Annotated in this window: 21 protein-coding genes and 1 pseudogene; 13 read left to right on the top strand and 9 right to left on the bottom strand. The window is 71.7% G+C overall.

Annotation, left to right across the window (positions count from 1 at the left end; translation table 11 throughout):
- Positions 1 to 58: 58 nt before the first annotated feature.
- From B0I28_RS18120 to B0I28_RS28510, 4 genes and pseudogenes are all read right to left on the bottom strand, one after another.
- Positions 59 to 775 (bottom strand): VOC family protein, encoded by a 717-nt coding sequence (locus tag B0I28_RS18120; RefSeq protein ID WP_181245845.1) that lies wholly within the window; start codon positions 773 to 775, stop codon positions 59 to 61.
- Complete coding sequence (locus B0I28_RS18115) at positions 765 to 1,223, bottom strand: MarR family winged helix-turn-helix transcriptional regulator (RefSeq protein ID WP_219926847.1); 459 nt, start codon at positions 1,221 to 1,223, stop codon at positions 765 to 767. Before B0I28_RS18115 ends, B0I28_RS18120 begins: the two co-directional genes overlap by 11 nt.
- A 34-nt stretch (positions 1,224 to 1,257) precedes the next feature.
- Entirely contained in the window at positions 1,258 to 2,016 is a 759-nt protein-coding gene (locus B0I28_RS18110) for an SDR family NAD(P)-dependent oxidoreductase (RefSeq protein ID WP_106365253.1), read from the bottom strand.
- 22 nt (positions 2,017 to 2,038) lie between these two features.
- Positions 2,039 to 2,920 (bottom strand): annotated as a pseudogene (locus B0I28_RS28510) (aminoglycoside phosphotransferase family protein); the annotation flags it as partial.
- 128 nt (positions 2,921 to 3,048) lie between these two features.
- On the opposite strand from B0I28_RS28510, the gene B0I28_RS18100 reads away from it, so the two are divergent.
- The 6 genes from B0I28_RS18100 (at position 3,049) to B0I28_RS18075 (ending at position 11,487) form a co-directional block, all read left to right on the top strand.
- Positions 3,049 to 3,786 carry a 5-formyltetrahydrofolate cyclo-ligase gene (locus B0I28_RS18100; RefSeq protein WP_106365252.1) on the top strand — a complete coding sequence of 246 codons (738 nt, stop codon included), beginning with the start codon at positions 3,049 to 3,051 and terminating at the stop codon, positions 3,784 to 3,786.
- A 145-nt stretch (positions 3,787 to 3,931) separates the two neighbouring features.
- Positions 3,932 to 4,549: an ANTAR domain-containing response regulator gene (locus tag B0I28_RS18095; protein WP_106365251.1), complete on the top strand. Its 618-nt coding sequence runs from the start codon at positions 3,932 to 3,934 to the stop codon at positions 4,547 to 4,549.
- 118 nt (positions 4,550 to 4,667) lie between these two features.
- A complete protein-coding gene (gene polA, locus B0I28_RS18090; RefSeq protein WP_245889027.1) occupies positions 4,668 to 7,379 on the top strand; it encodes a DNA polymerase I in 2,712 nt (903 codons plus the stop codon).
- 208 nt (positions 7,380 to 7,587) lie between these two features.
- Entirely contained in the window at positions 7,588 to 9,087 is a 1,500-nt protein-coding gene (rpsA, locus tag B0I28_RS18085; RefSeq protein WP_106365250.1) for a 30S ribosomal protein S1, read from the top strand.
- A gap of 74 nt (positions 9,088 to 9,161) precedes the next feature.
- Entirely contained in the window at positions 9,162 to 10,352 is a 1,191-nt protein-coding gene (gene coaE, locus B0I28_RS18080) for a dephospho-CoA kinase (protein WP_106365249.1), read from the top strand.
- 253 nt (positions 10,353 to 10,605) lie between these two features.
- Positions 10,606 to 11,487 carry a hypothetical protein gene (locus tag B0I28_RS18075; protein ID WP_146148151.1) on the top strand — a complete coding sequence of 294 codons (882 nt, stop codon included), beginning with the start codon at positions 10,606 to 10,608 and terminating at the stop codon, positions 11,485 to 11,487.
- Positions 11,488 to 11,545: 58 nt separating this feature from the next.
- Here B0I28_RS18075 and B0I28_RS18070 read toward each other — a convergent pair whose 3' ends face one another.
- Positions 11,546 to 12,964: a hypothetical protein gene (locus B0I28_RS18070; RefSeq protein ID WP_106365247.1), complete on the bottom strand. Its 1,419-nt coding sequence runs from the start codon at positions 12,962 to 12,964 to the stop codon at positions 11,546 to 11,548.
- A gap of 78 nt (positions 12,965 to 13,042) precedes the next feature.
- Between B0I28_RS18070 and uvrB the strand changes: the two genes are divergently transcribed.
- Positions 13,043 to 15,100 carry an excinuclease ABC subunit UvrB gene (gene uvrB / locus B0I28_RS18065; protein ID WP_106365246.1) on the top strand — a complete coding sequence of 686 codons (2,058 nt, stop codon included), beginning with the start codon at positions 13,043 to 13,045 and terminating at the stop codon, positions 15,098 to 15,100.
- Between the two features lie 59 nt (positions 15,101 to 15,159).
- Here the strand turns inward: uvrB and B0I28_RS18060 are convergent, their stop codons facing one another.
- Positions 15,160 to 15,450: an antibiotic biosynthesis monooxygenase family protein gene (locus B0I28_RS18060; RefSeq protein ID WP_106365245.1), complete on the bottom strand. Its 291-nt coding sequence runs from the start codon at positions 15,448 to 15,450 to the stop codon at positions 15,160 to 15,162.
- Between the two features lie 270 nt (positions 15,451 to 15,720).
- Here B0I28_RS18060 and B0I28_RS18055 point away from each other — a divergent pair, with 270 nt between their 5' ends.
- Positions 15,721 to 16,767 carry a TerC family protein gene (locus B0I28_RS18055; RefSeq protein ID WP_106365244.1) on the top strand — a complete coding sequence of 349 codons (1,047 nt, stop codon included), beginning with the start codon at positions 15,721 to 15,723 and terminating at the stop codon, positions 16,765 to 16,767.
- A gap of 61 nt (positions 16,768 to 16,828) precedes the next feature.
- Here B0I28_RS18055 and B0I28_RS18050 read toward each other — a convergent pair whose 3' ends face one another.
- Positions 16,829 to 17,728 carry a C40 family peptidase gene (locus tag B0I28_RS18050; protein ID WP_219926845.1) on the bottom strand — a complete coding sequence of 300 codons (900 nt, stop codon included), beginning with the start codon at positions 17,726 to 17,728 and terminating at the stop codon, positions 16,829 to 16,831.
- Between the two features lie 258 nt (positions 17,729 to 17,986).
- Here B0I28_RS18050 and bioB point away from each other — a divergent pair, with 258 nt between their 5' ends.
- Positions 17,987 to 19,054 (top strand): biotin synthase BioB, encoded by a 1,068-nt coding sequence (gene bioB / locus B0I28_RS18045; RefSeq protein WP_106365242.1) that lies wholly within the window; start codon positions 17,987 to 17,989, stop codon positions 19,052 to 19,054.
- A gap of 1 nt (position 19,055) precedes the next feature.
- Here the strand turns inward: bioB and B0I28_RS18040 are convergent, their stop codons facing one another.
- Together B0I28_RS18040 and B0I28_RS18035 are read right to left on the bottom strand one after the other, a co-directional pair.
- Positions 19,056 to 19,328 (bottom strand): hypothetical protein, encoded by a 273-nt coding sequence (locus tag B0I28_RS18040; protein WP_106365241.1) that lies wholly within the window; start codon positions 19,326 to 19,328, stop codon positions 19,056 to 19,058.
- A 30-nt stretch (positions 19,329 to 19,358) separates the two neighbouring features.
- Positions 19,359 to 20,378 (bottom strand): LacI family DNA-binding transcriptional regulator, encoded by a 1,020-nt coding sequence (locus B0I28_RS18035; protein ID WP_106365240.1) that lies wholly within the window; start codon positions 20,376 to 20,378, stop codon positions 19,359 to 19,361.
- A gap of 269 nt (positions 20,379 to 20,647) precedes the next feature.
- On the opposite strand from B0I28_RS18035, the gene B0I28_RS18030 reads away from it, so the two are divergent.
- The 4 genes from B0I28_RS18030 to B0I28_RS18015 are packed head-to-tail and all read left to right on the top strand — an operon-like array spanning position 20,648 to position 25,795.
- Positions 20,648 to 22,966, top strand: a complete 2,319-nt coding sequence (locus B0I28_RS18030; RefSeq protein WP_181245843.1) for a beta-glucosidase family protein — start codon at positions 20,648 to 20,650, stop codon at positions 22,964 to 22,966.
- Between the two features lie 56 nt (positions 22,967 to 23,022).
- A complete protein-coding gene (locus B0I28_RS18025) occupies positions 23,023 to 24,120 on the top strand; it encodes a Gfo/Idh/MocA family protein (protein WP_181245842.1) in 1,098 nt (365 codons plus the stop codon).
- Positions 24,121 to 24,161: 41 nt separating this feature from the next.
- Entirely contained in the window at positions 24,162 to 25,079 is a 918-nt protein-coding gene (locus B0I28_RS18020; RefSeq protein ID WP_106365237.1) for a DUF6807 domain-containing protein, read from the top strand.
- Entirely contained in the window at positions 25,076 to 25,795 is a 720-nt protein-coding gene (locus B0I28_RS18015) for a cupin domain-containing protein (RefSeq protein ID WP_106365236.1), read from the top strand. The genes B0I28_RS18020 and B0I28_RS18015 overlap by 4 nt, the downstream gene beginning before the upstream one ends.
- The last annotated feature ends 14 nt before the right edge of the window (positions 25,796 to 25,809 follow it).

The following is a 25,809-nucleotide window of genomic DNA, read 5'->3' as shown; positions in this document are numbered from 1 at the left end:
TGTGCGGGGCGGGGCCGGTGTGAATGATACCTGGGGGGCGGTCGGGACGGGGGATGGGTCAGGTCAGTTGGGTTCTGAGGTCGGCGGCGGCGGAGAGGGTGGGGGCGAGGGCAGTGCGGTCGGCGGGGGAGAGGGGGACGGCGGCGAGGCGGTCGAGGAGTTCGAGGGCGCGGGGGCGGTCGTCGGTGCGGGCGGCGAGGTCGGCGCGGTAGGCGAGGGCTTCGGCGAGTTCGACGGCGGGGGTGTCGGCGGCGGCTTTGGCGAGGGTCGCGTCGAGGACCTTGGCGGCTTGGGCGGTGTCGCCTTTGGCGTCGCCCAGGACGATCGCCCGTTCGAGGAGCTTGCCGAGCTTGCTGACGCGCTGGGGAGCCGCCTCCTCGTCCTCGTCGGCCGGGAAGAAGCGGATCACGTTGCCTCCCGGGTCGACCAGGGAGAAGCCCGCGCGGTTGCCGGTGTTGGCGCGCTTGCGGGGGCGGGTGACGCGGGGGATGCCAGCGACGAGGAGCTTGCCGTGCTCGGCGCGCATGCCCGCGGCGAAGCGGTCGAAGAGGGCGCCGGTGTCGGGGACGATGACGATGCAGGTGCCGTAGGTGTTCTCGGGGTCGAGGTCGTCGACGCCGTAGAAGTGGAGCTGGATGTCGTCCATGACGACCACCGTGTACGGGTTCGGCCGGGTCTGGTGGAGCGTCTCGGTGAAGCCGAGCATCCGGTAGAACGCGGCGGTTTCGTCGATGGATCGGCAGGGGAGCAGGGGGATCGTCTTCTCACCGGTCATGCGGAGGCTCCTGTTCGATTGCGGCGCTGAGGGTGTCGAGGAGGGCTCGGGCGGCGTCGACCGCGTCGGGGTCGAGGCGTGCGGCGAGGCGGTCGGCCCATTCGGCATGGCGGCGTTCGACGTCGGCGAGCGCGCGCAGGCCCGCGGGCGTGGGGGCGATGAGCTTCGCGCGGCGGTGGCGCGGGTTGTCGCGGAGCTCGGCGAGGCCGTCGCGGACGAGGGCGTCGGCCGTCTGCTGGACGCTCTGGCGGCGCAGCCCCATGAGGCGGGCCGCGTCGGCGACGGTGCGCGCCTCGGTGTCGACGACGCCGAGGACCTGCCAGCGCGCGCTGGTGAGCCCCGCGGGCCGCGCGAGGTCGTCCCCGGCGGCGATGAGCGCGCCGTTGGCGCGGAACACGCCGATGATCAGCTCGGACAGCGCGAGCGCGCGCGGACTCAGTTCCTCCACGCGCGCAAGGCTAGCAGCACTTGACAGGTACCTGTCAATCGAGTCGGCGGGCCTCCGGATCGGGCCCCTGGGCGGCCCGGCCGCCGTCCACGGGAAGGACCGCCCCGGTGACGAACGAGGCGGCGTCGGAGAGGAGGTACGCCACGGCGTCCGCGACCTCGGCGCCCTCGCCCGCCCGGCCCAGCGGGTGCAGTTCCCGCATCCGCCGCGCGAAGGCCGCGCGGTCGGGCACGGCGTCCATCCGCTCGGTCGCGATCGACCCCAGCGCGACCGCGTTGACCCGGATGCCGAGCGGTCCGTAGTCCACCGCGAGCGCCCGCGTGAGCCCCTCGACCGCGGCCTTCGCCGTCGCATACGGGAGCGCGCCGCCGACGGCGCGCTGCGCCTGGTGCGAGGACACGTTGACGACCGCCCCGCCCGTCCCGGCGGCCAGGAACGCCCGCACCGCCGCGCCCGCGCCCGCCAGGCACGGCTGGAGGTTCGCCCGGATCAGCTCCGCGACCGCCGCGCCGCCGGCCTCGTGCAGCCACGCGTCGCGGAACACCGCCGCGTTGTTCACCCAGCCGCGCAGCGTCCCCAGGGACGCCGCGGCCTCCGCGGCCCGGGCGGCGACCGCGTCCTCGCCGGCGTCGCCCACGACCACCGCCGCGCGTCCGGCCGCGGCGAGCGGCTCCAGCCACGGCACCGGCGCCGTCTCCACCACCACGACCGCGTCCCCGCCGCCGAGCAGCCGCTCCGCGACCGCCCGCCCGACCCCGCGCCCGCCGCCCGTCACGACCACTGCCCGTCCCATGCGTCGAGCCTAAGCCGACGACGTCGCAGGCGATGCGGGCCAGCGTCCGCGTCGCCCAGCGGGTCACCGCGGGGTTGGACTCCGCGTAGTACCAGGCGGCGCCGATGGACTGGACGAACGCGAAGGCACGGGCGCGGTCCCATTCGGATTCGGCGGGGGCGAGGGCGTCGCGGAAGGTGCGGCGCGGGCCCGCGTCGAGGAGGTGCCAGGCGGCGATGAGGTCCAGGGCCGGGTCGGCGGGGCCGAGGCCGCCCACGTCGAGGACGCCGACGAGGCGGCCCTCGCTCAGGAGCACGTTGCCGGGGATGAGGTCGCTGTGGCTCATCACGTCGGGCGCCGTGCCGCGCGGCAGGTCCCGCATCCCGGACCACAGGCGGCGCATGAGCGCCACGTCGAGCAGCCCCTCGCTTTCGCTGAGGCACCGCTGCACCCACTCCTCATGGGTCGCGAGCACGCCGCCCCGGCCGCTCCCGGAGAAGCGGCGGCCCTCGGTGGGAATCGCCCGCACGTCGCGGACGAACTCGGCCAGGTCCGCCGCCAATCCATGGGACGCACCGGGATCGCCCTCCGCCGTCTCGCCGGGCAGCCACGTCTGCACCGACCACGGCAGCGGATACCCCGCGCCCGGCGCGCCGATCGCCAGCGGCTTCGGCGTCGGGAAACCCGTGCGGCCCAGCAGCTCCCGGGCCGCGTCGGCCTCAGCTTCGAGCGCGCGCCGCGCCTGCGCCGGGTCGGCCGGCTGGAGCGGGAACCGCGCGGCCAGGTCCTCGCCGACGCGGAAGATCGCGTGCACCGTCCCCGACGAGGCCACCGGGGACACCGGCAGGCCCCGCCACCGCGGGAACTGGGCGTCGATCAGCTCCTGAACTGCGGCAACGGGAACGAACAGCTGGTCGTCGTGCATCTGCATGCGCAGAGCCTCGCACCGCCCGGCCCGGGCGGCAACCGGGTTTCCCGGGACCGGAGGATGGCGGGCACAGTGGAGGTGTGGGAGCCTGGAGGAGTTCACCCCTGGGCGTTGAGGAGACCGGAATGTCGTCGGCGCAAGCGAAGGATGAGATCCGACACCGCGTGTGGTCGCTCCTGGAGCGCCAAGGCGCCGCCGAAGGGGACCCGGCCGGGCGCATACCCCGCTTCCAAGGCGCGCGCGAAGCCGCCGAGCGCCTCGCCGCCACCGACCACTGGCGCGGCGCCAACGCCGTCAAGGTCAACCCCGACCGCGCCCAGCACCAGGTGCGCGCGCTGGCCCTCGGCGCCTCCAAGGCCACTTACATGGCCGTTCCGAAACTCGCGCTCGACCAGCCGTTCTACCTGCTGAACTCGCTGCTGCCGAGCTACACGCCCGACGAGGCCGCCACCCGCGACGCCGCCGAGGCGCACAGCCTCCTCGTCGGCGTCGAGGCGATGCAGAGGCTCGACCTGGTCGTCTCCGGCTCCGTCGCCGTCAACCGCGACGGCGCCCGGATCGGCAAGGGCCGCGGGTACGCCGACATCGAGTACGGGATGCTCACCGAGGCCGGGCTCATCGACGACCGCACCGTCATCGCCACCACCGTCCACGACCTCCAGGTGCTCGACGAGCCGATCCCCGAGGAGCCGCACGACTTCCGCGTCGACCTCGTCGTCACCCCGACCCGGATCATCCGCTGCCCCCGCACCCGCCGCCCGCACGGGCTCCACAAAGACCGGCTCACCGCCGAGCAGCTCGCCGAGATCCCGCTCCTCGACGCGCTCATGGCGAACACCCGCGGCGGCCCCGGTGAGGGGTAGTGCGGCTCACGTTTCGGCCCTGGCGTCCGAAACGCTCGCCATAGGAACGTGCGGACGTAACACGCGGCGGCTAAGCTAGCGTCCGGACGTGCCGCGATTCCCGCACGACCCACCGTCCAGACGCGCATGAAAGGTACGGACCCGCATGACGAGCAAGGCCGCCGAGGAGCCGCGCAAGCGCGTGCTCATCGCCGAAGACGAGGGGCTCATCCGCCTCGACCTGGCCGAGATGCTCACCGAGGAGGGCTATGAGGTGGTAGCCGAGGCCGCCGACGGCGAAGCCGCCGTGCGCCTCGCCCAGGAGCACCTGCCCGACCTGGTCATCTGCGACATCCAGATGCCTATCATGGACGGTCTCCAGGCCGCCGAGAAGATCGTCTCCGCGCGCATCGCGCCGGTCGTGATCCTCACCGCCTTCTCCCAGCGCGACCTCATCAGCCGGGCCACCTCCGCCGGGGCCATGGCCTACCTGGTCAAGCCCTTCCAGAAGTCCGACCTGGTCCCCGCGATCGAGCTGTCGCTCACGCGCTTCGCCGAGATGACCGCCTTGGAGAAGGAGGTCGAGAACCTCACCGAGCGGCTCGAAGTCCGCAAGCTCGTCGACCGCGCCAAGGGCCTCCTCATGACCCAGTACGGCATGGCCGAGCCCGACGCGTTCCGCTGGATCCAGCGCGCCGCCATGGACCACCGCCTGTCCATGCGCGCCGTCGCCGAGCGCGTCATCGCCGAAGCCGAGCAGAAGGAAGCCCAGGAAGCCGAGTAGGCGACCCGAGTTCTGAGGGGCCCGCGATCCGCCGGATCGCGGGCCTCCGGCGTGCTGCGGCCACGCCGTCGCCGGACTTGCCCCGATCCTGTCGGACCCACTCGATAGGCTCGGGGGCGTGACCGCTTCGCAATCCCGCCTGCTCCTGATCGACGGCCATTCGATGGCCTACCGCGCGTTCTTCGCCCTGCCCGCGGAGAAGTTCGCCACCGACGACGGGCAGGTGACCAACGCCGTCTACGGCTTCGCCTCGATGCTCATCAACCTGCTCAAGGCCGAGAAGCCCACGCACGTCGCGGTCGCCTTCGACGTCTCCCGCCACTCGTTCCGCACCGACGAGTACGCCGCCTACAAGGACGGCCGCGGCGCCACGCCCGACGAGTTCAAGAGCCAGATCCCCATCATCAAGCAGCTCCTCGACGCCTTCGGCATCGCCTGGCTCACCAAGGAGACCTTCGAGGCCGACGACATCATCGCCACCCTCGCCACCCAGGGCGAGGCCGCCGGGCTCGCCACCCTCATCTCCTCGGGCGACCGCGACGCCATCCAGCTCGTCAACGACGCCGTCACCCTCCTCTACCCGGTCAAGGGCGTCACCGAGCTCGCCCGGTACACGCCCGAGGCCGTCGAGGAGAAGTACGGCGTCACCCCCGAGCGCTACCGCGACCTCGCCGCCCTCGTCGGCGAGAAGGCCGACAACCTCCCCGGCATCCCCGGCGTCGGCCCCAAGACCGCCGCGAAGTGGATCACCAAGTACGGCTCCCTCGACGGCCTCGTCGCGAAGGCCGACGAGATCACCGGCAAGGCCGGGCAGAGCCTGCGCGACCACCTCGACGACGTCATGCGCAACCACCGCCTCAACCGCCTCGTCACCGACGTCGAGCTCGACAAGGCCGTCGCCGACCTCGAATGGCACGGCTGGGACGTCGCCGAGACCAACAGCCTCTTCGACGCCCTCCAGTTCCGCGCCCTCGGCGACCGGCTCAACGCCAACCTCGCCGACAAGGCCGTCGGCGCCGCCGTCGCCCCCGTCGCCGAGACCGCCCAGGTCGAGACCGCCGTGCTCGTCCCCGGCGGCCTCGCCGCCTGGCTCGGCGAGCGCACCGGCGACGTCGCCGTCGCCTTCACCGGCACGTTCGCGTCCGGCGCCGGGTCCTTCGACACGATCGCCCTCGCCGAAGGCGGCCAGGCCCTGTGGTTCGAGCCCTCGCAGCTCGACGCCGAGGACGAGCGGTCCTGGACCGCCTGGCTCGCCGACCCCCGCAAGCCGAAGCTCGTCCACGACGCCAAGGCGTTCCTGTGGGGCGCCGACGCCGCGGGCTGGCCCGAGCCCGCCGGGCTCAAGGCCGACACCATGATCGCCGCGTACCTCCTCAAGCCCGAGCAGCGCTCCTACGCGCTCGGCGACCTCGCCATGCAGTACCTCGGCCGCGAACTGGAGACCGCCCAGACCGCCGCCGACGACGGCGCCCTGTTCAGCGACGCCGCACTCGCCGGCCAGCCCGCGGACGACGACACCGCCCGCGTCAACGCCGACTGCACCGCCGCCGCGGTCGTCGCCGAACTCGCCGCCGAGCAGTCGAAGCGCCTGGAGCAGCGCCACCAGGCCGCGCTCGCCGACGACCTGGAGTTCCCGATCATCGGCGTGCTCGCGCGCATGGAGATCACCGGGATCGCCGCCGACGAGGGCCACTTCGCCGACATCGAGTCCGGGTTCGCCGCGCAGTCGAAGGACGCCACCGACCGCGCCCACGAGATCGTCGGCCGCCCCTTCAACGTCGGCTCGCCCAAGCAGCTCCAGGAGATCCTCTTCGAGGAGCTGAAGATGCCGAAGACCAAGCGCACCAAGACCGGGTACACCACGAACGCCGAGGCGCTCCAGCAGCTCCTGGTCAAGACCGGCCACCCGCTCCTGGAGCAGCTGCTGCGCTTCCGCGACGTCGAGAAGCTCAAGCAGATCGTCGCCACGCTGCGCGCCACGATCCAGACCGACGGGCGCATCCACACCACGTTCCACCAGACCGTCGCCGCCACCGGGCGCCTCTCGTCCGCCGACCCGAACCTCCAGAACATCCCGGTCCGATCCGAGGCCGGGCGCGCGATCCGCGCCGGGTTCGTCGTCTCCGAGGGCTTCGAGTCGCTCATGACCATCGACTACAGCCAGATCGAGATGCGGATCATGGCGAGCCTCACCGGCGACGAAGGCCTGATCGACGCGTTCATCGCGGGGGAGGACATCCACTCCGCGGTCGCCGCGAAGGTCTTCGGCGTGGGCCTCGGCGAGGTCTCCGCCGAGCACCGCCGGAAGATCAAGGCCATGTCCTACGGCCTCGCGTACGGCCTGTCGACGTACGGCCTCAGCCAGCAGCTCGGCATCTCCAACGAGGAGGCGCAGCAGCTGTCGGACGACTACTTCGCGCGCTTCGGGAAGGTCCGCGACTACCTGCACCGCGTCGTCGAGGAGGCCCGCAAGACCGGGTACACCGAGACGATCATGGGCCGGCGCCGCTACTTCCCGGACCTGACCTCCGACAACCGCCAGCTCCGCGAGATCGCCGAGCGCGCCGCCCTGAACGCGCCGATCCAGGGCTCCGCGGCCGACATCATGAAGACCGCGATGCTCGGCGTCGACCGGGCGCTGCGCGAGGCGAAGCTCGACTCGCGGGTCATCCTCCAGGTCCACGACGAGCTCGTGTGCGAGGTCGCACCGGGCGAGGCGGAGCGGCTCGAATCACTCGTGCGGGAGCAGATGTCCAACGCCGCCACGCTCGCCGTGCCGCTGACGGTCGCCGCGGGCTTCGGCTCGTCGTGGGAAGACGCTGCCCATTAGCGGTGTCCGTGGACACCAGCCCCTGGCCCGGACTGGCGTGGCATTATCGCGCACGGTAATCTGGACGGGCCTGGGCTTGTCCGCGTCCTCAGCATGGAGCAGGACGCCGCCGGCGGCAAGGGCGGCCCGGGACTGAACCGCGAGTGCGCGCGTCCCCAGGGCGCGGGCGCGAGCCCACGAATGATACGTATCCGGAGCACCAGCCCACATGACGAGCAGCATCGAGGCCACCTCGAGCAACGCTGAGAACAGCACCACGGTCGACGAGAATCTGTCCGACGAGGAGCTCCTCGCCGCGATCGACGCGACCATCAAATACTTCAACGACGGCGATATCGTCGAAGGTACCGTCGTCAAGGTCGACCGGGATGAAGTCCTGCTCGACATCGGCTACAAGACCGAGGGCGTCATCCCCTCGCGCGAGCTGTCGATCAAGCACGACGTCGACCCTGAAGACGTCGTCGCTGTGGGCGATCACGTTGAGGCCCTCGTCCTCCAGAAGGAGGACAAGGAAGGCCGTCTGATCCTCTCCAAGAAGCGCGCCCAGTACGAGCGCGCCTGGGGCACCATCGAGAAGATCAAGGACGAGGACGGCGTCGTCCGCGGCTCGGTCATCGAAGTGGTCAAGGGCGGTCTCATCCTCGACATCGGCCTCCGGGGCTTCCTCCCCGCGTCGCTGGTCGAGATGCGCCGCGTGCGCGACCTCCAGCCGTACGTGGGCCGCGAACTCGAAGCCAAGATCATCGAGCTCGACAAGAACCGCAACAACGTGGTCCTGTCGCGCCGCGCCTGGCTGGAGCAGACCCAGTCCGAGGTCCGCACCGAGTTCCTGCACCAGCTCGCGAAGGGCCAGGTCCGCAAGGGCACGGTCTCCTCGATCGTCAACTTCGGCGCCTTCGTCGATCTCGGCGGGGTCGACGGCCTGGTCCACGTGTCCGAGCTGTCCTGGAAGCACATCGACCACCCGTCCGAGGTCGTCGAGGTCGGTCAGCCGGTCGAGGTCGAGGTCCTGGAAGTGGACCTGGACCGCGAGCGCGTCTCCCTGTCGCTGAAGGCGACCCAGGAAGACCCGTGGCGCCAGTTCGCGCGCACCCACGCGATCGGCCAGATCGTGCCCGGCAAGGTCACCAAGCTCGTCCCGTTCGGCGCGTTCGTCCGCGTCGAGGACGGCATCGAGGGCCTCGTGCACATCTCCGAGCTGGCCGAGCGCCACGTCGAGGTGCCCGAGCAGGTCGTCAAGGTCGGCTCCGACGCCATGGTCAAGGTCATCGACATCGACCTGGACCGCCGCCGGATCTCGCTCTCGCTCAAGCAGGCCAACGAGGCCTACGTCGAGAACGAGGAGCAGTTCGACCCGACGCTGTACGGCATGGCCGCGCAGTACGACGACCAGGGCAACTACATCTACCCGGAGGGCTTCGACTCGGAGACCGGCGAGTGGATGGAGGGCTTCGACGAGGCCCGCGAGGAGTGGGAGCGGCAGTACGCCGAGGCCCGCACCCGCTGGGAGGAGCACGGCAAGCAGATCGCCGAGCGCGTCATCACCGAGGCTCCGGCCAAGCCCGCCGAGGGCGAAGCCGCACCGAAGGGCGACAAGGGCGCCAAGAAGGCCACTTCCGAGAAGAAGTCGGCCCCCGCGGAGCCCCAGGGCACGCTGGCCACCGACGAGGCGCTCGCGGCTCTCCGCGAGAAGCTCGCCGGCAACTAGCAGCCGTCACTCTTTCAACTGACAGACCACTGCCCGTCCCAGGCCGTTCGCCCGGGGCGGGTAGTGTTTTATCTGTGCTTAACGTCGCATTGACCGGTGGCATCGGAGCCGGTAAGAGCACGGTCGCGAAGCAGCTCGCAGAGCTCGGGGCGCGCGTCATCGACGCCGACGCCCTCTCCCGCGAAGTCGTCGCCCCCGACACGGAGGGCCTCGCCGCGGTGGTCTCACGCTTCGGCCCCGAGGTCCTGACCCCGGAGGGCGCGCTCGACCGCGCGAAACTCGCCGAGATCGTCTTCGACTCCGCGCCCGCGCGGGCCGAACTCGAAGCGATCGTCCACCCGCGCGTCCGCGCCCGGGCCCGCGAGATCACCGACTCCCTGCCCGACGACGCCATCGTCGTCCAAGACATCCCGCTCCTGGCCGAGACCGGCCAGGCGCCCGGCTTCCACCTCGCCATCGACGTGGAGGCGCCGCGAGAGCTCCGGCTCGAACGGCTCGCCGCGCGCGGCCTCGACCGCGCCGACGCCCTCAGAAGGATCGACGCCCAGGCGTCCGACGCCGACCGCCGCGAGGTCTGCGACGTCGTCCTCTTCAACGACCACGACGTCCACGAGCTCGAACGGCGCGTGGCCCTGCTGTGGGACGAGCGCATCAAGCCGTTCGCGGAGAACCTCCAGAACGAGCGGTACGAGCCCCGGCCCGAGAAGCTCCAGCTCGTCGAGACCGACCCGGCCTGGGCGCACCGCTTCGAGCACCACGCCGCGCGCCTGCGCCGCGTCATGGGCCCCAGCGCGGTCCGCATCGACCACGTCGGCTCGACCGCCGTCCCGGGCCTGCCCGCCAAGGACGTCGTCGACATCCAGGTCACCGTGGTGTCGCTGCACATCGTCGACGCGTTCGCCGAGGCCCTCGGCGACGCCGGGTACTTCGGCAAGGTCGCCTACGACTCGCCCAAGCCCGGCCACCCGGACATCGAGCAGTGGGAGAAGCGCTTCTACGGGTCCGCCGACCCCGGCAACATCGCGCACCTCCACTTCCGGTCGATCGACGCGCCCGGCCAGCGGTACGCGCTGCTGTTCCGCGACTGGCTCCGCGCCGACGCGCAGGCCCGCGCCGAGTACGCCCGCGTCAAGGGCGTGCTCGCCGCGAAGTTCGACTCCACGCGCGAGTACACCGAGGCCAAGGAGCCCTGGTTCGACCGCGAGGGCTGGCCCCGCGCCAACCGCTGGGCCGAGGAGCACGGCTGGCACGCGCCGCTCTGCTAGCGACCGGACACGGACAGGACCCGCGAGCGTCTCGCGGGTCCTTTGTCGTGTCCGGTCCCGCCATCGGTGACCCGCGGTGATAGCCGGATGACGGAAAATGCCGTTCCTACTGCGGTGTCCGATTCTGTTACGATGAACAGTCGCGTTCGATTGCCGATCGACGACACCCCTCCCGACCCGGCCGCGGATACCGGCGATTCGCGGGCGAGTCCGGTCCGACTCTTCGACCACCACAGAAAGTCACCAGACCACAATGGATATTCCAGCAGGTCCGGCCGCTCCGACCGCCCCCGCCTCCGGCCCGGGCCGCCGCAGTCGCCACGCCAAGCCGCGCCGCCTCCGCGGCGGCGTGCTCGGAAGGATCACCTTCGGACGGCGGAGCGCCCGTTCGGAGTGCAGGCACATCGACACGAGGATCTCGGAGCCGCGCGACGTGCAGCGCGACGCCGAGGCCACCATCCGCGACATGAAGCAGAACAGCGAGGACCGCGACCGCGCCGTCCACGACCTCGCCCACGGCCCCGGGGCCGGCGAGGCGTCCCGCTGGCTCCTGTGCAACGCGATCCAGAACCACGACCTGAGCCAGGACCACCGCCTCGCACTGGCCGAGGAGTACCTCCGCTGCCTCCCCGAGGAGGCCTCCGAAGCGCTCCTGCGCTTCGCCCTCGACGTCGCCAACGACCCGTTCTCGCGCCTCGCGGCCGCCCGCCGGATCCCCGGCGAGGACCGCCGGCGCCTCGCGATCCTCGTGATCGCGACCGCCGCCGGGCTCGACGTCGAATGCCGCCTCCAGGCCGCGATCGCGCTCGTGCCCCTGGCGCTGCGCGACGCCGAGGAGGTGCTCAAGGGGCTCGCCACCGACGCCGCCCGCGGCTTCGAGATCCGGCTGGAGGCCGCCCGCCGCTGGGCGGAGCTCAACCGGATCGCCGCGATCGAGGTGCTCTGGAGGATCGTGAGCGCGACCGAGGCCCCGTGGCTCTGGCGGATCGCGGCCGCCGTGGAACTGGTGCACCTGCGCGTCCGGGCGGCCAAGGGCCTGCTCCTGGAGTGGATGGAGAACCGGGAGCTCCCCGAGGAGATGCACACGCACCTCATCGCGACCCTCCGCAGGCTCGACCTCCAGCGCGCGGCCTAGCGCCCGACGCGCGACGGGCCCGGCCGATGGCCGGGCCCGCGTCGTCTCGCCTTGCGGCTCAGCCGATCTGGTCGGCGACCTCCCACGGGACGGCGACCATCGGGTAGTCCTCGTAGGCCACCTCGGCGCTCGCGACCCCGTAGTACGTCATCATCTCGACCTCGGTGAGGCGGTCGTCGGCGAGGTGGTACCGGTACGCCGACCGGCCCGCCTCGGCCTGCGCGTCGCCGTTGACGGGGAACTCGACCACGTACTCCGGCTCGTCCTCGGTGCCGTCGGTGCGCAGCAGCCGCGCGTCGGCGGCCATCCGCTCCTCGTCGTCGGGCTCCTCCGCGGCCATCTCCAGCAGCCGGTACACCAGCGACTCGACCGGGCCGAAGCTGTCGGCGACGTCCTCGTCGCTCAGCTTGTGGACCTCCCAGCCCTCCGTCGGCGGCGTCTCGGGCAGCTCGGCGTCCTCGACCGCGAGGGTCGCGAACCCGCCCGGCCGCGCCAGCATGAGGCGCTGCCCGTCCGCGTCCTCCAGGTGCAGGTACGCGGTCATCGTGCGCCAGTCGACCGACCCGAACCCGGTCGCGACCTGCCCGTCGGCGACGGGCACGGACATCTCGACCTCCGAGGACCGCTCCCAGTTCTCGTACCTGACCTCGCTGATCGCCTCCGCGAGGTCTTCGTCCACCGCGGCGGGCGCGATTGCGGGGCCGCCGAGGAGGTCGACCGGGTCGAGCCCGGCGGGGTCGACCGCGACGTCGCGCAGGAAGTCCACGGCCGAGAGGCTCTCGGCGCCCGTGTTCACCTGGAACCGGCGCAGCACGCCCTCGCCGTCGATCGAGTACAGGGCCTCCGGGGCCGCCGCGGCGGTCTCGTCGGCGGCGGGCTCGCCCGTCTCGACCATGATGGGCGCCCGGAACGAGTCCACCGGTTCGCCGTCGATGATCCCCTCCTCGCGCCAGGTCGCGTCCTCGGCCAGCTCGGCCGGGTCGTCAGCGTCCGCCGCGGTCAGCGTGAACAGGGACGACACGAGGATGTCCAGGGTCGTCTCCAGCGGCGACCCGGCGCCCGAAAGCATCGCCCTCGTGGTCCAACCGTCTTCGGGGACGGTCGCGGCCGCGAACGCGGCCTCGTCGTCGGCGCGCGAGGCCATCAGCCCGGGCACGGCCTGGACCAGCGTGTACGAGCCGTCGTCGGCCGGGACGCGCGCGTACACCATCGGCACCCGCCAGTCCATGTAGCCGTCGACGACGAGCGTCTCGCCGTCGACCGGCAGGCTCATCCGCAGCGCGACGGGATCGGCGTCGTGGTTCTTCTGGCGCATCGACGCGAGCAGCGCGGCCTCGTCCTCGCTGACCGGGCGCTCGGCCTGCGAGTTCCCCGGACTGCACGAGACGGCGAACCACCCGGCGATCGCGACCGCGGTGATGATGGCGACGACCCACAGCAGGGCCGACTTGAACGAAATTGAGGTAGTGGAGCTCACGCAGGGACCAACGATCCTGCGCCCGAAAAGTCACCCTCGGAGCGGAGGAGTGTCGGACCCCGGGGTTACCGTTGGGCCGTGGCTTTCGATATTCCGCGCGCCGACGGGCGCTTCGAGGTGGTCAGCGAGTACGAGCCGTCAGGCGACCAGCCGACCGCGATCGCGCAGCTCGCCGACAGGGTCGGCAGCGGCGAGCGCGACACCGTGCTGCTCGGCGCCACCGGCACCGGCAAGTCCGCCACGTCCGCGTGGCTGATCGAGAAGCTCCAGCGCCCCGCGCTGGTGATGGCCCACAACAAGACGCTCGCCGCGCAGCTGGCGAAGGAGTTCCGCGAGCTCCTGCCGAACAACGCCGTCGAGTACTACGTCTCCTACTACGACTACTACCAGCCCGAGGCGTACGTCGCCCAGACCGACACCTACATCGAGAAGGACGCCTCGATCAACGAGGAGGTCGAGCGGCTGCGCCACCGCGCCACCTACTCGCTGCTGACCCGCCGCGACGTCGTGGTGGTCGCCACGGTCTCGGCGATCTACGGCCTCGCCACGCCCGCCGAGTACCTCGAACAGGCCACCGAGGTGAGCGTCGGCCAGGAGTGGGAACGCGACAAGCTGCTGCGCCGCCTCGTCGACGTCCAATACGCGCGCAACGACATCGCCTTCACCCGCGGCACCTTCCGGGTCCGCGGCGACACGATCGAGATCATCCCGGCGTACGAGGAGCTGGCGATCCGGATCGAGATGTTCGGCGACGAGATCGACCGGCTCTACTACCTGCACCCGATCACCGGCGACGTCATCCGCGAGGTCGACCGGGTCCTCATCTTCCCGGGCTCGCACTACGCCACCGGCGACGAGCGGATGCGCCGCGCCATCCGCGACATCGAAGTCGAACTCGAAGAGCGCCTGACGGAGCTGGAGTCCCAGGGCAAGCTCCTGGAGGCCCAGCGGCTGCGGATGCGCACCGTGTTCGACCTGGAGAACATGAAGCAGACCGGCACCTGCAACGGCATCGAGAACTACTCGCGGCACATCGACGGCCGCCCCGCCGGGTCGCCGCCGCACACGCTCCTCGACTACTTCCCCTCCGACTTCGTGACCATCATCGACGAGTCGCACCAGACCGTCCCGCAGATCGGCGCGATGAGCGAGGGCGACGCCTCCCGCAAGCGCAACCTGGTCGAGCACGGCTTCCGCCTCCCCAGCGCGCAGGACAACCGGCCGCTGCGCTTCGACGAGTTCCGCGAGCGCGTCGGCCAGTCGGTGTACCTGTCGGCCACGCCCGGCAAGTGGGAGCTGGAGCAGACCGGCAACAAGTTCGTCGAGCAGGTCATCCGGCCCACGGGCCTGGTCGACCCGCACGTGGAGGTGCGGCCCACGAAGGGCCAGATCGACGACCTCATGTTCGAGATCCGCGAGCGCGCGAAGAAGGACGAGCGGGTCCTGGTGACCACCCTCACCAAGAAGATGGCCGAGGACCTCACCGACTACTTCCTCGACAACGGCATCCGCGTGCGGTACCTGCACTCGGAGGTCGAGACGCTGCGCCGCGTCGAGCTGCTGGGGGAGCTGCGCCGCGGCGACTACGACGTGCTCGTCGGCATCAACCTCCTCCGGGAGGGCCTCGACCTGCCGGAGGTGTCGCTCGTGGCGATCCTCGACGCCGACAAGGAGGGCTTCCTGCGCTCGGCGACCTCGCTGATCCAGACGATCGGGCGCGCGGCCCGCAACGTCTCGGGCACGGTCCTGATGTACGCGGACAACCTCACCGACTCGATGAAGGCCGCGCTCGACGAGACCGACCGGCGCCGAGAGAAGCAGGTGGCCTACAACCTGGAGCACGGGATCGACCCGCAGCCGCTGCGCAAGCGCATCGGCGACATCATGGAGGACCTGTACGACTCCGCGGCCGAGACCGCGAAGCTCGTCGCCGCCGAGCGGCCCGTCCGCGGGAAGAGGACCGACGCGAAGGGCGCGGGCAAGGTGCGCTCCGAGATCGTCCAGCAGATCGACGAGCGCAACGAGCAGATGCTCACCGCCGCAAGGGAACTGCGCTTCGAGCTGGCGGCGGCGTACCGCGACGAGATCGCCGACCTGAAGCGGGAGCTGCGGGAGATCGACGCGGCCGGAGGCTGACACGGCGACGGGCCCGCGCGGGGAATGCGCGGGCCCGTGCCGGTGTTGTGCCGAGGGTGCTAGTCGATGTCGACTGCATGCTCCACGAACGGCGGCTCCGCGAAGAACGGGCCGATCGCCTCGCGCCATTTCGGGAACCGGTCGGTCTCGCGGAAGCCCTGCTCGTGGGCCTCGACGGAGTCCCATTCGATGAGGAGCACGAACCGGGAGGGGTTCTCGACCCCCTGGGTCATGCGGATGGAGCGACACCCGGGGGAGGCCTCGACGAACGCGCGGGCGCCGCGGTACGCCTCCTTGAAGGCGTCCTCCTGCCCGGGGGTGATCTTGATTTCAGCGACTTCCAGAACCATGCGCGGAGCGTCCCACAAGGCTCACGGATCGCCGCAGGTCAGGAGTACTGTCGAGAGAGAAGTCACAAATCCGACTGATGACAAGTCGGGTTCCGGCAGGCAGAATAAGCCTGTCTGTTCAAAATCAGGTATGTGGGGAGTATCCCGCAGCGTGCAGCGCTGTTAGCGTCGTCGTCAATGCACGGGACCGCGATCGGTCCCCGGTGACGCTGGTCCCAGGGGGATCGGGAGAGACCATGTGACCCTCCAAAGACCAAGGAAGGCAACACATTGGAACTCCCGGCCTGGGCATGGGCGCTGACCATGGCAGGACTGGCGTCGGTGGTCGTGTTCGACCTCGTGATGGCAGTCCGCAACCCCCACAAACTCTCCACGAAGGAATCGGCCACCTGGGCCGGCGTCTACGTCAGTGCCGCGCTGCTCTTCGGCGCCCTCATCTTCTTCACGCAGGGCGCGACTTACGGCGGGCAGTTCTACGCGGGCTATCTCACCGAGCTCGCCCTCTCCGTGGACAACCTCTTCGTCTTCCTGCTCATCATCCAGGCGTTCCGCGTCCCGGACAAGCTCCAGTCGCGGGTGCTGCTGGTCGGCATCGTCCTCTCGATCATCCTGCGCGGCGGCTTCATCGCGGTCGGCTCGGTGCTCATCGAGCAGTTCAGCTGGGTCTTCCTGATCTTCGGCGCGATCCTCATCTGGACCGCGTGGGGCCAGCTCAAGGGCGACGACGACCACGAGGAGGGCATGCCGCAGAACCGCTTCATGAAGTTCGCGGAGTCGAAGCTCCGGGTCGCCCCCGACTACGACGCCGGGCGCCTGACCACCCGGATCGACGGCGTCAAGTTCGTGACCCCGCTGCTGCTGGCGATGCTCGCGATCGGCTCCACCGACATCCTGTTCGCGCTCGACTCGATCCCGGCGATCTTCGGCCTGACGCAGGAGCCGTACCTGGTCTTCACCGCCACGATCTTCGCGCTCATGGGCCTGCGGCAGCTGTACTTCCTGCTCGCGGCCCTGCTGAAGTCGCTGCGCTACCTGTCGCTGGGCCTGGCCGCGATCCTCGGCTGGATCGGCGTCAAGCTCATCCTGCACGGCCTGCACGAGAACCAGCTCCCGTTCATCAACGGCGGCGAGCACCTCGACGCGATCCCCGAGATCCCGACCGCGCTGTCGCTGGGCGTCATCGCGGGCGTCCTCATCGCGGTCATCGCGACGAACGGCATCCTCCTGCGCCGCGAGGGCAAGACCTGGAAGGAGCTGTTCGAGGAGGCCGAGCGCGAGCAGCACGTCCCGGCCACCGCGGGCGCCGAGAAGGTCTGACACCAGTACGTGCAACGGCCCGCCTCCCCGAAAGGGAGGCGGGCCGTTCGCGTTGCGTCCGTTAGGCCCTGACGGGCAGGCGGCGGCACGCGGCGATGCGCGCCAGCTCGGCGTCCTTGAGCGGCTCGGCCACGACCTTGCCGTAGACCGGCGAGGAGAAGATCACCTCGGGCAGGTCCGACTGGCTGCGCTCGGCCATGATCGCCGGGGTCTTCGGGTCGCCGCCGTGGTCGAGGAAGACCAGGTCGCCCGGGTGCAGGTCCTCGAACGCGACGGCCTCGCCGGCCTCGATGAGGGCCGGGCCGAAGCGCGGCACGTCGATCCCGAGCTGGCGGTAGACGATCCACACCAGGCCGGGCGCGTCGATGCCGTAGGCGCTGACGCCCCCGTGCAGGTACGGGATCTCCAGGAGCTGCTGGGCGAGCTTGACGGCGTCGAGGCCCGCGGCGACCAGCGCGGTCGAGGGCGCGGACAGCTCCGCGGCGGGCTCGGCCGTGAGGTCGCGCTGGGGGACCCAGCCGGGCTGGCGCGGGCCCGGGAGGGCCACGGGGACCCAGCCGCGGTACGCCTCGCCGACGACGCGCAGGCGCGTCCCGAGCGTGACGCCGGGGATCGACACGTCGCCGCCCGGCTCGTCGCGCACGGCGGTCGCGGTGGCGCTCACCAGGTACTCGGTGCCGCCGGCGCTCCCGTCGGCCGGGTGCGCGAGCTGGTCGAGCGGGACCCAGCCCGAGGTCTCCTGCGAGGGGCAGGTGACCTCCGCCCAGCCGTCGGCTATGCGCTCGACGTCGACGCGGGTGCCGAGGAGGCACTGGGTCCGCACGCGTCCTTTGAGGCCGTTGGCGCGGATGTCGTTGGTGAGCCTGGCGACCCATTCGCGGATGGCGGACGGCACGCCCAGCGCGAGCCGGTCCTCGGGCCCGGCGGCGGAGGGCTGGGCCCAGAGGGTCGCGACTGCCACGGCGATCAACGCCGGTTGTCCAGGTGCGATCGGCAAGGTTGGTTCTCTCCGGATGGTTCGGGCGGTTCACAAGTCGAGACGCGAGCAGGGGGATCTCCACCAGCCCGCCGCGTCCTTCGCAGCACCGACCACCCACTGTAGCAAGTGTAGGCGGATCGCGACGCTCCGACCCGAGCGTGAAGTCGCGGGGGCATACCGCCCGATAACCCCCGCACCATCGGAAAATCCCCTTGCCGCGGCTGTGGCAGGATCGTGCGCATGACCGGACTGCACGACGCCCTCGACCGCCTCGCCACCGCCGCCGAACTCGACCGCGCCCCGGATGCGGCCGACCTGGAGGCCGTCCTCGCGAGCGGCGACGCCGAGCTGATGGACGTGGTCGCCGCCGCGGCGCGGCTCCGCTTCCGCCACTTCGGGAACACGGTCAAGCTGAACTACCTCGTCAACCTCAAGAGCGGCCTGTGCCCCGAGGACTGCAACTACTGCTCGCAGCGCCTGGGCTCGAAGGCCGACGTCCTCAAGTACACGTGGCTCAGCCCCGAGCAGGCCGCCGAGCAGGCGGCCGCGGGCGTCGCGGGCGGGGCCTCGCGGGTGTGCCTGGTGGCGAGCGGGCGCGGTCCGACCGATATGGACGTCGAGCGGGTCGGCAAGACGATCGCCGCGGTCAAGAACGCCGCGCCGGGGGTCGAGGTGTGCGCGTGCCTGGGGCTGCTCAAGGACGGCCAGGCCGAGCGCCTCGCCGACCTCGGCGCCGACGCGTACAACCACAACTTGAACACCTCAGAGGACACGTACGCGGAGATCTGCTCGACGCACACGTTCGCCGACCGCGTCGACACCGTCAACGCCGCCCACGGCGCGGGGCTCTCGCCGTGCTCGGGCCTCATCGCGGGGATGGGGGAGTCGGACGCCGACCTCGTCTCGGTCGCGCTGGGCCTGCGGGACCTGGGGGTCGACTCGATCCCGGTGAACTTCCTGCTGCCCTTCGACGGCACGCCGATGGAGGCGACGTGGGATCTGGACCCGCGCCGGTGCCTGCGCATCCTCGCGATGGTGCGCCTCGCGAACCCCGCCGCGGAGGTCCGCCTCGCGGCCGGGCGCGAGGTCCACCTGCGCACGCTCCAGGCGACCGCGCTCCAGATCGTCAACTCGATCTTCCTGGGCGACTACCTGACCAGCGAGGGCCAGGCCGCGAAGGACGACCTCGCGCTCATCGCCGACGCCGGGCTCGTCCCGCTCGGCCTTGAGGCCGCGCCGGAGGAGGTCCGCGAGGCGGTCAAGGTGCGCCGCCGCGGCGCCGGGACCGACGCCGCGCCCAACGCCTGACTCAGCGGGAGGCGCGACCGCGCGGCCGCAGCGCGAACCAGAGCGCGGCGCCCGCGGCCGGGCCGGCGGCGAGGACGAGCGCGAACGACGCGTCGAACCGCCGTTCGCCGCAGCCGGGCGAGGAGCCGGCGTCCGCCAGCGGCGTGTACTCGAAGCACGACCGGGGCGCGCCCTCGGTCCACATCCACAGCAGCGCCGCGGTCCAGACCGCGGCGAGCAGGACGAGCGCGGCGAGGCGGACTGCCGGGGCGGAACCGCGAGGGGTGTCGCTCATGGGCGCATGCTATCGAGCCCGCGGTCCGGCTCAGCCGAAGGCGGCGGTCGATTCGCGGACGACGAGTTCGGTCGCGAGTTCGAGGCGGGGGGAGTCGATCTCGTTGCCCGCGGCCATCTCCAGGACGGTGCGGGCCGCGAGGGCGCCCATCTCGGCGAGGGGCTGGCGGACGGTGGTCAGGGGCGGGGAGGTCCAGCGGGACTCGGGGAGGTCGTCGAAGCCGACGATGCTGACGTGCTCGGGGATGCGCAGGCCCGCCTGGCGGATCGCCTCGTAGGCGCCGAAGGCCATCTGGTCGGAGGAGGCGAAGATCGCCGACGGCGGGGTCTTCAGGCGCAGCAGGGCGTTGGCGCCGTCGAAGCCGGACTGGTGGTAGAAGTCCCCGTCGACGACCAGGTCCGAGTCGAACTCGATGCCAGCGGCCTCCAGGGCGGCGCGGTAGCCGTCGAAGCGGGCGCGCGAGCACAGGACCTGCTTGGGGCCGTGGATGAACCCGATCCGCCGGTGGCCCAGGGCGATCAGGTGCTCGGTGGCGGCCAGGCCGCCCGCCCAGTTGGTGGCGCCGATCGCGGGGGCGTCCATCGTGGGCCCGCCCGAGGGGTCGAGGACCACCATCGGGACGCCGAGGTGGCGCAGCTGCTCCAGGATCGGCGAGGCGAGCTGCGAGACCACCAGGATGACGCCGTCGGAGGCGCGGGTGCGGAGGTTGTCCATCCACTGCTCGGTCGAGGCGCGCCTGCGGTGCACCGCGGAGACGACCGTGCCGACGCCGGCGGCGTGCGCCGCGTCCTCGACGCCGCGGATGATCTCCACGGCCCAGGGGCTGTCCAGCTCGTTGAAGACCAGGTCGACCAGGCGCGCGCGGCTCGGCGTGCGGGTGGAGCGGCGGCGCTGGTATCCGCGCTCGTTCAGCAGCTCTTCGACGCGTCGGCGGGTCTCGGGGGCGACGTCGGAGCGGCCGTTGATGACGCGCGACACCGTCGGCACGCTGACGCCGGCCTCGTCGGCGATGGCGCGGATGGTGATCCGCCCGTGTTCGGCTTCGCTCAAGGGTCTCCTCCAGGTCCTCTGCGCAATGGTTCGCTGCACATCCTATAGCGCGCCGACGCGGCTCCCGGAGACCGCCTGAAAGTTTCGGACTCAAAGCCTGAAACAAGGGGCTGGGCAAACGCATCCCAGCGTCAGATTGACGCTAGAACTGAGGCTTCATCAATGTTATGGTGTGCGAACCTGTATCGAAAACGATCAGAAAAGTTTCAGAAACTATCGGCCCGGAACCAGCCGCCAAGGCGCGCGCTGGGCCGCTTGAGTGGAGCAGCATGGACACCGACACCCCCGCGGAGACGGCCGAACGAGCCGCCGGGCTGGTCAAGCGGATGACCCTCGAAGAGAAGTGCGCGCAGCTGTCGAGCCTGTGGCACGGCGTCGAGGCCGACGCGGGGGACATGGCCCCCCACCAGAGCGAGCAGACCGGCGGCGCCGTCGCCGCCGAAGACCCCCTCGCCCACGGGCTCGGACAGGTCACCCGCCCCTTCGGATCCGCCCGTGTCGACCCCGCCGAAGGCGCCGCCCGCCTCGCCGCCATCCAGCGCCGCGTCCGCGACACCAGCCGCTTCGGCATCGCCGCCGTCGCCCACGACGAGTGCCTCGCGGGCTTCATGGCATACGGCGCCACCATCTTCCCGACCGCCCTCGCCTGGGGCGCGACCTTCGACCCCGCGCTCGTGAAGGCCGTGGCCCGCCAGATCGGCGACACCATGCGCTCGGCCGGCATCCACCAGGGACTCGCGCCCGTCCTCGACGTCGTCGCCGACTCCCGCTGGGGCCGCACCGAAGAGACCATCGGCGAGGACCCGTACCTCACCGGCGTCCTCGGCACCGCGTACGTCACCGGCCTCCAGGACGCCGGGCTCATCGCCACCGTCAAGCACTTCGCCGGGTACTCCGCCTCCCACGCCGCCCGCAACTTCGGCCCGGTCTACCTGGGCCCCAGGCAGTTCACCGAGACCTACCTGACGCCCTTCGAGATGGCCGTGCGCCTGGGCCGCGCCAAGTCCGTCATGCCCTCCTACGCCGCCAACGACGGCGTCCCCTCCCACGCCAACGTGCGCCTCCTCACCGGCATCCTCCGCGAGGAGTGGGGCTTCGAGGGCACCGTCGTCGGCGACTACTTCGGCGTCAACTTCCTCCACTCCCTGCACGGCATCGCGGGCGACCGCTCCGCCGCCGCGGCGGCCGCCCTCGGTGCGGGCGTCGACGTGGAGCTGCCCGGCGCCGACTGCTTCGGCGAGCCGCTGCGCAACGCCGTCGCCGACGGCCTCGTCGAGGAGAAGACCCTCGACCGCGCCGTCGAGCGCGTGCTCGCCCAGAAGATCGAGCTCGGCCTGCTCGACGAGATCGCCGAGCCGTCCGCTGTGGTCGACTTCGACCCGCCCGAGGCCCGCGCGCTGGCGGCCGAGGTCGCCCGCAAGTCCGTGGTGCTCCTGTCGAACGACGGCACGCTCCCGCTGAAGGCGGCCCCCGCGCGCGTCGCGCTCGTCGGCCCCGTCGCCGACGACCCGGCCGCGTTCCTCGGCTGCTACTCGTTCCCCAACCACCACATGCGGTACGACGCCGAGAGCGGCGAGCCGTACCCGGCCGTCGACACCGGCGTCGCCATCGCGACGATCGCCGACCGGCTCGCCGCCGACCTGCCCGGGGCTGCGATCGAGCACATCGCCGGAGGCTGGGTCCGCGAGTCCACCGACGCCGAGATCGCCGCCGCCGCGAATGCCGCCGCGGCCGCCGACCTCGCCGTCGTCGCCGTCGGCGACCGCTCCAGCCTGTTCGGGCGCGGCACCTCCGGCGAGGGCTGCGACGCCCCCGACCACGCCCTGCCCGGCCGCCAGGCCGAGCTGCTCGAAGCGGTCCTCGACTCCGGCACGCCCACCGTGGTGGTCGTCGTCTCGGGCCGCCCGTACGCCCTCGGCACCGCCCCCGAGCGGGCCGCCGCGATCCTCCAGGCGTTCCTGCCCGGCGAGGAGGGCGCCGCCGCGATCACCGCGATCCTCACCGGCGCCGCCGAGCCCGAGGGCCGCCTGCCCGTGGGCGTCCCGGCCCGCCGCGACTCGCCGCCCGCCACCTACCTGGGCCCGCAGCTGGCCCGCCGCTCCGAGGTGTCCTCGGTGGACCCGACCGCCCGCTACTCCTTCGGGCACGGCCTCACCTACACCGAGTTCGCCTGGGGCGAGCCGGAACTGCTCTCCTCCGCCGAGGTCGCCCCCGACGGCGTCATCGAGGTGGCCGTGCGCGTCGCCAACACCGGCGAGCGCCGCGGCACCGAGGTCGTGCAGCTCTACCTCCACGACCCCGTCGCGAGCACCGTCCGCCCCGTGCAGCGCCTCGTGGGCTTCGCCCGCCTGGAGCTCGAAGCCGGGCAGGCCGCGCGGGCGCGCTTCGCCGTCCCCGCCGACCTCGCGGCGATCATCGGCCTCGACGGCCAGTGGACCGTGGAGGCCGGGGCGCTCGAACTGCGCCTCGCCCGCTCGGCCGCCGACACCGCTCCGTCGTTGACCGTGGAGGTCACCGGCGAGCGCCGCATCGAGCCCGGCACGAGGGCTCTGGAGACCCAGGTCACTGTCGAAACCGGCGTCGTCTAGTATTGTCCTGAACGCTGGAAAACGTTTACCGACTCTTCGTGCCAAAGGAGCCCCCTGTGTCCTCCACCCACCGCCTCGCCATCGTCGGCACCGGCGGGATCGCCAACCTGCACGCCGAAGAGCTCCGGAAACACGTTCCCGGACGCATCGAGCTCGTGGCGGCCGTCGACCCCGACGCCGCCCGGCTCGATGCGTTCAAGGACAAGTTCGGCCTCGACCGCGGCTACGCCACGATCGAGGAGCTGCTGGCGAACGAGGACCTCGACCTCGTCGACCTGTGCAGCCCGCCGGTGGCCCACGCGCCCGGCGCCATCGCGGCCCTCGCCGCGGGCGTCGGCGTCGTGTGCGAGAAGCCCCCGGCGCTGAGCCTGGAGGAGTTCGACCGGATCGCGGCGGCCGCGGCCGCCTCCAGCGCCGACTTCGCCGTGATCTCCCAGCACCGCTTCGGGTCCGCGGCCGAGCGGGTGCGCAACATGATGGCCTCCGGCGTCCTCGGCCGCCTCGCCGTCGCCAAGTGCGACACGCTCTGGTTCCGGCCCGAGGAGTACTTCGCGGTCGAGTGGCGCGGGCGCTGGGAGACCGAGGGCGGCGGCCCCACCATGGGCCACGGCATCCACCAGATCGACACGCTGCTGTCGATCGTGGGCCCCTGGTCCGAAGTGGTCGCCACCGCGCACCGGCACCGCCGCCGCACGAACACCGAGGACGTCTCGCACGCGATCGTCACCCTCGAATCCGGCGCCTCGGCGGTCATCACCAACTCGCTGCTGTCGCCGCGCGAGGTCTCCCAGATCCGCCTCGACTTCGACACGGCCACCGTCGAACTCGACCACCTCTACGGGTACGGCGACGACGACTGGCGGGTCCACCCGGTCGAGTCCGCCGCCGACGAGGTCAACCAGGCCTGGGCCGGGGAGCCGCGCGGGCAGGCCTCGGGCCACGGCGCCCAGTTCAAGCGCATCGCCGACGCCCTCGACGGCAAGGCGACCCCGCCCGTCCCGGTCGAAGAGGCCCGCCGCACCCTCGAACTGCTCGCCGCGATCTACGCCTCGGCGTTCACGGGCAAGCGCGTCCGCGCCGGGGACATCGACCCGACTTCGCCCTTCTACCAGCGGATGAACGGCTCGGGCGCCCCCTGGGCCGACCTCAAGTGACGACGCGCCAGATGCACCAGCACCAGAGCGGAGAGACACCGATGACGCTGCACCTCGACGACAGTGGGACCGCCCTCTCGATCACCACGGGCGACCTTGAGATCCTGCGCTACGTCTACCGGCCCGACAACGACCAGTTCGAGTCCCCCCGGCCCTACTTCGAGCCCCTGCGCGACCTCGCCGGGCGCCAGGTGAGCCTCTACCGGCCCCACGACCACGTGTGGCACAAGGGCATCGCCCTCTCGCTGCCGAACGCGGGCCCCGAGAACTTCTGGGGCGGGCGCACCTTCCGCCGCGGCCTCGGCTACGTCGACGAGCAGAACGACGGCGCCATGGTCCACCGGGAGTTCACCGAACTGACCGCGGACGCCCACGGCGTCAAAGCCGTCGAGCGCCTCGACTGGATCACCCAGGACGGCCGCCACTTCTTCTCCGAGACCCGCTCCTTCGCCGTGGGCGTCCTCGCCGACGACACCTGGGTCCTGTCCTTCACCACCGCGTTCACCAACGACACCGACGACACCGTCGTCATGGGCAGCCCCACCACCGAAGGCCGCGACAACGCCGGATACGGCGGCTTCTTCTGGCGCGGGCCCCGGTCCTTCACCGGCGGCCGCGTCTACACCGCCGACGGCGAAGGCGGCGACGAGCTCATGGGCGTGCGCGGCGACTGGATGGCCTTCCGCGGCGCCCACGACTCCGTCGACGCCGCCTCCACCCTCGTCTTCACCGACCACCCCGACAACCCCGGCGCGCCCGTCAAGTGGTTCGTCCGCTCGAACCCGTTCGCCGCGGTCTGCCCCGCGCCGTTCTTCGACACCGAGCTGCCGATGGCTCCCGGCGACACCGTGACCCTGCGCCACGCCGTCGCGATCGTCAACGGCGACACCGGCGTCGACGGCGCCGCCAAGACCGCCGACCTCGCCGCCGCCGAACTCGCGAAGCTGGTGGCGGCATGAGCGGCTTCCCCGGCGGCACCGCCGTCTCCATCGTCACCGTCTACGACTGGCCCACCGTGGACGGCCAGGCCGGAGGCTCCCCGCACTTCCACACCGCCTCCACCGAGGGCTACGTCGTCACCGGCGGCACCGGCGCGGTCGAGACGCTCTCAAGCAACGGCTACGAACGCCGCGACCTCGCCCGCGGCACCGTCCTGTGGTTCACCCCCGGCACGGTCCACCGCCTCGTCAACCTCTCCGGGGACCTCCAGCTCGTCGTCGTCATGCAGAACGCCGGCATCCCCGAAGCCGGCGACGCCGTCTTCACCTTCCCCGACGAGGTCCTGAACGACCCCGAGGCCTACAACGCCGCCGCCACCGCGCCCGGCGCCCCCGGCCTCACCCACGAGCAGCGCGGCGAGGCCACCCGCGCCCGCCGCGACCTCGCCATCGAGGGCTACCTCGCCCTGCGCGAGCGCGTCGAGAAGGAAGGCCCCGACGCGATGAAACCGGTGTGGGACCGGGCCGCCCGCATCGTCGCCGACCGCACCGCCGTCTGGCGCCGCCTCTGGGCCGACGGGCCCAAGGCCCAGGCCGACGCCACCGGCGCCCACCTCGACGCCCTCGCGGGCGCCGACGCCGCCCACCTCTGCGACGCCCACGTCGCCTCCGCGGGCGACGCGGAAGGCAAGTGGGGCATGTGCGGCCGCCTCGAAACCTGGGACCTCCGCCCCTGACCGACGCCGACACC

It is taken from the genome of Glycomyces artemisiae (genome assembly GCF_003002955.1).
Taxonomy (GTDB): Bacteria; Actinomycetota; Actinomycetes; order Mycobacteriales; family Micromonosporaceae; genus Glycomyces; species Glycomyces artemisiae.
This window is presented reverse-complemented; position numbering and strand designations above follow the sequence as displayed.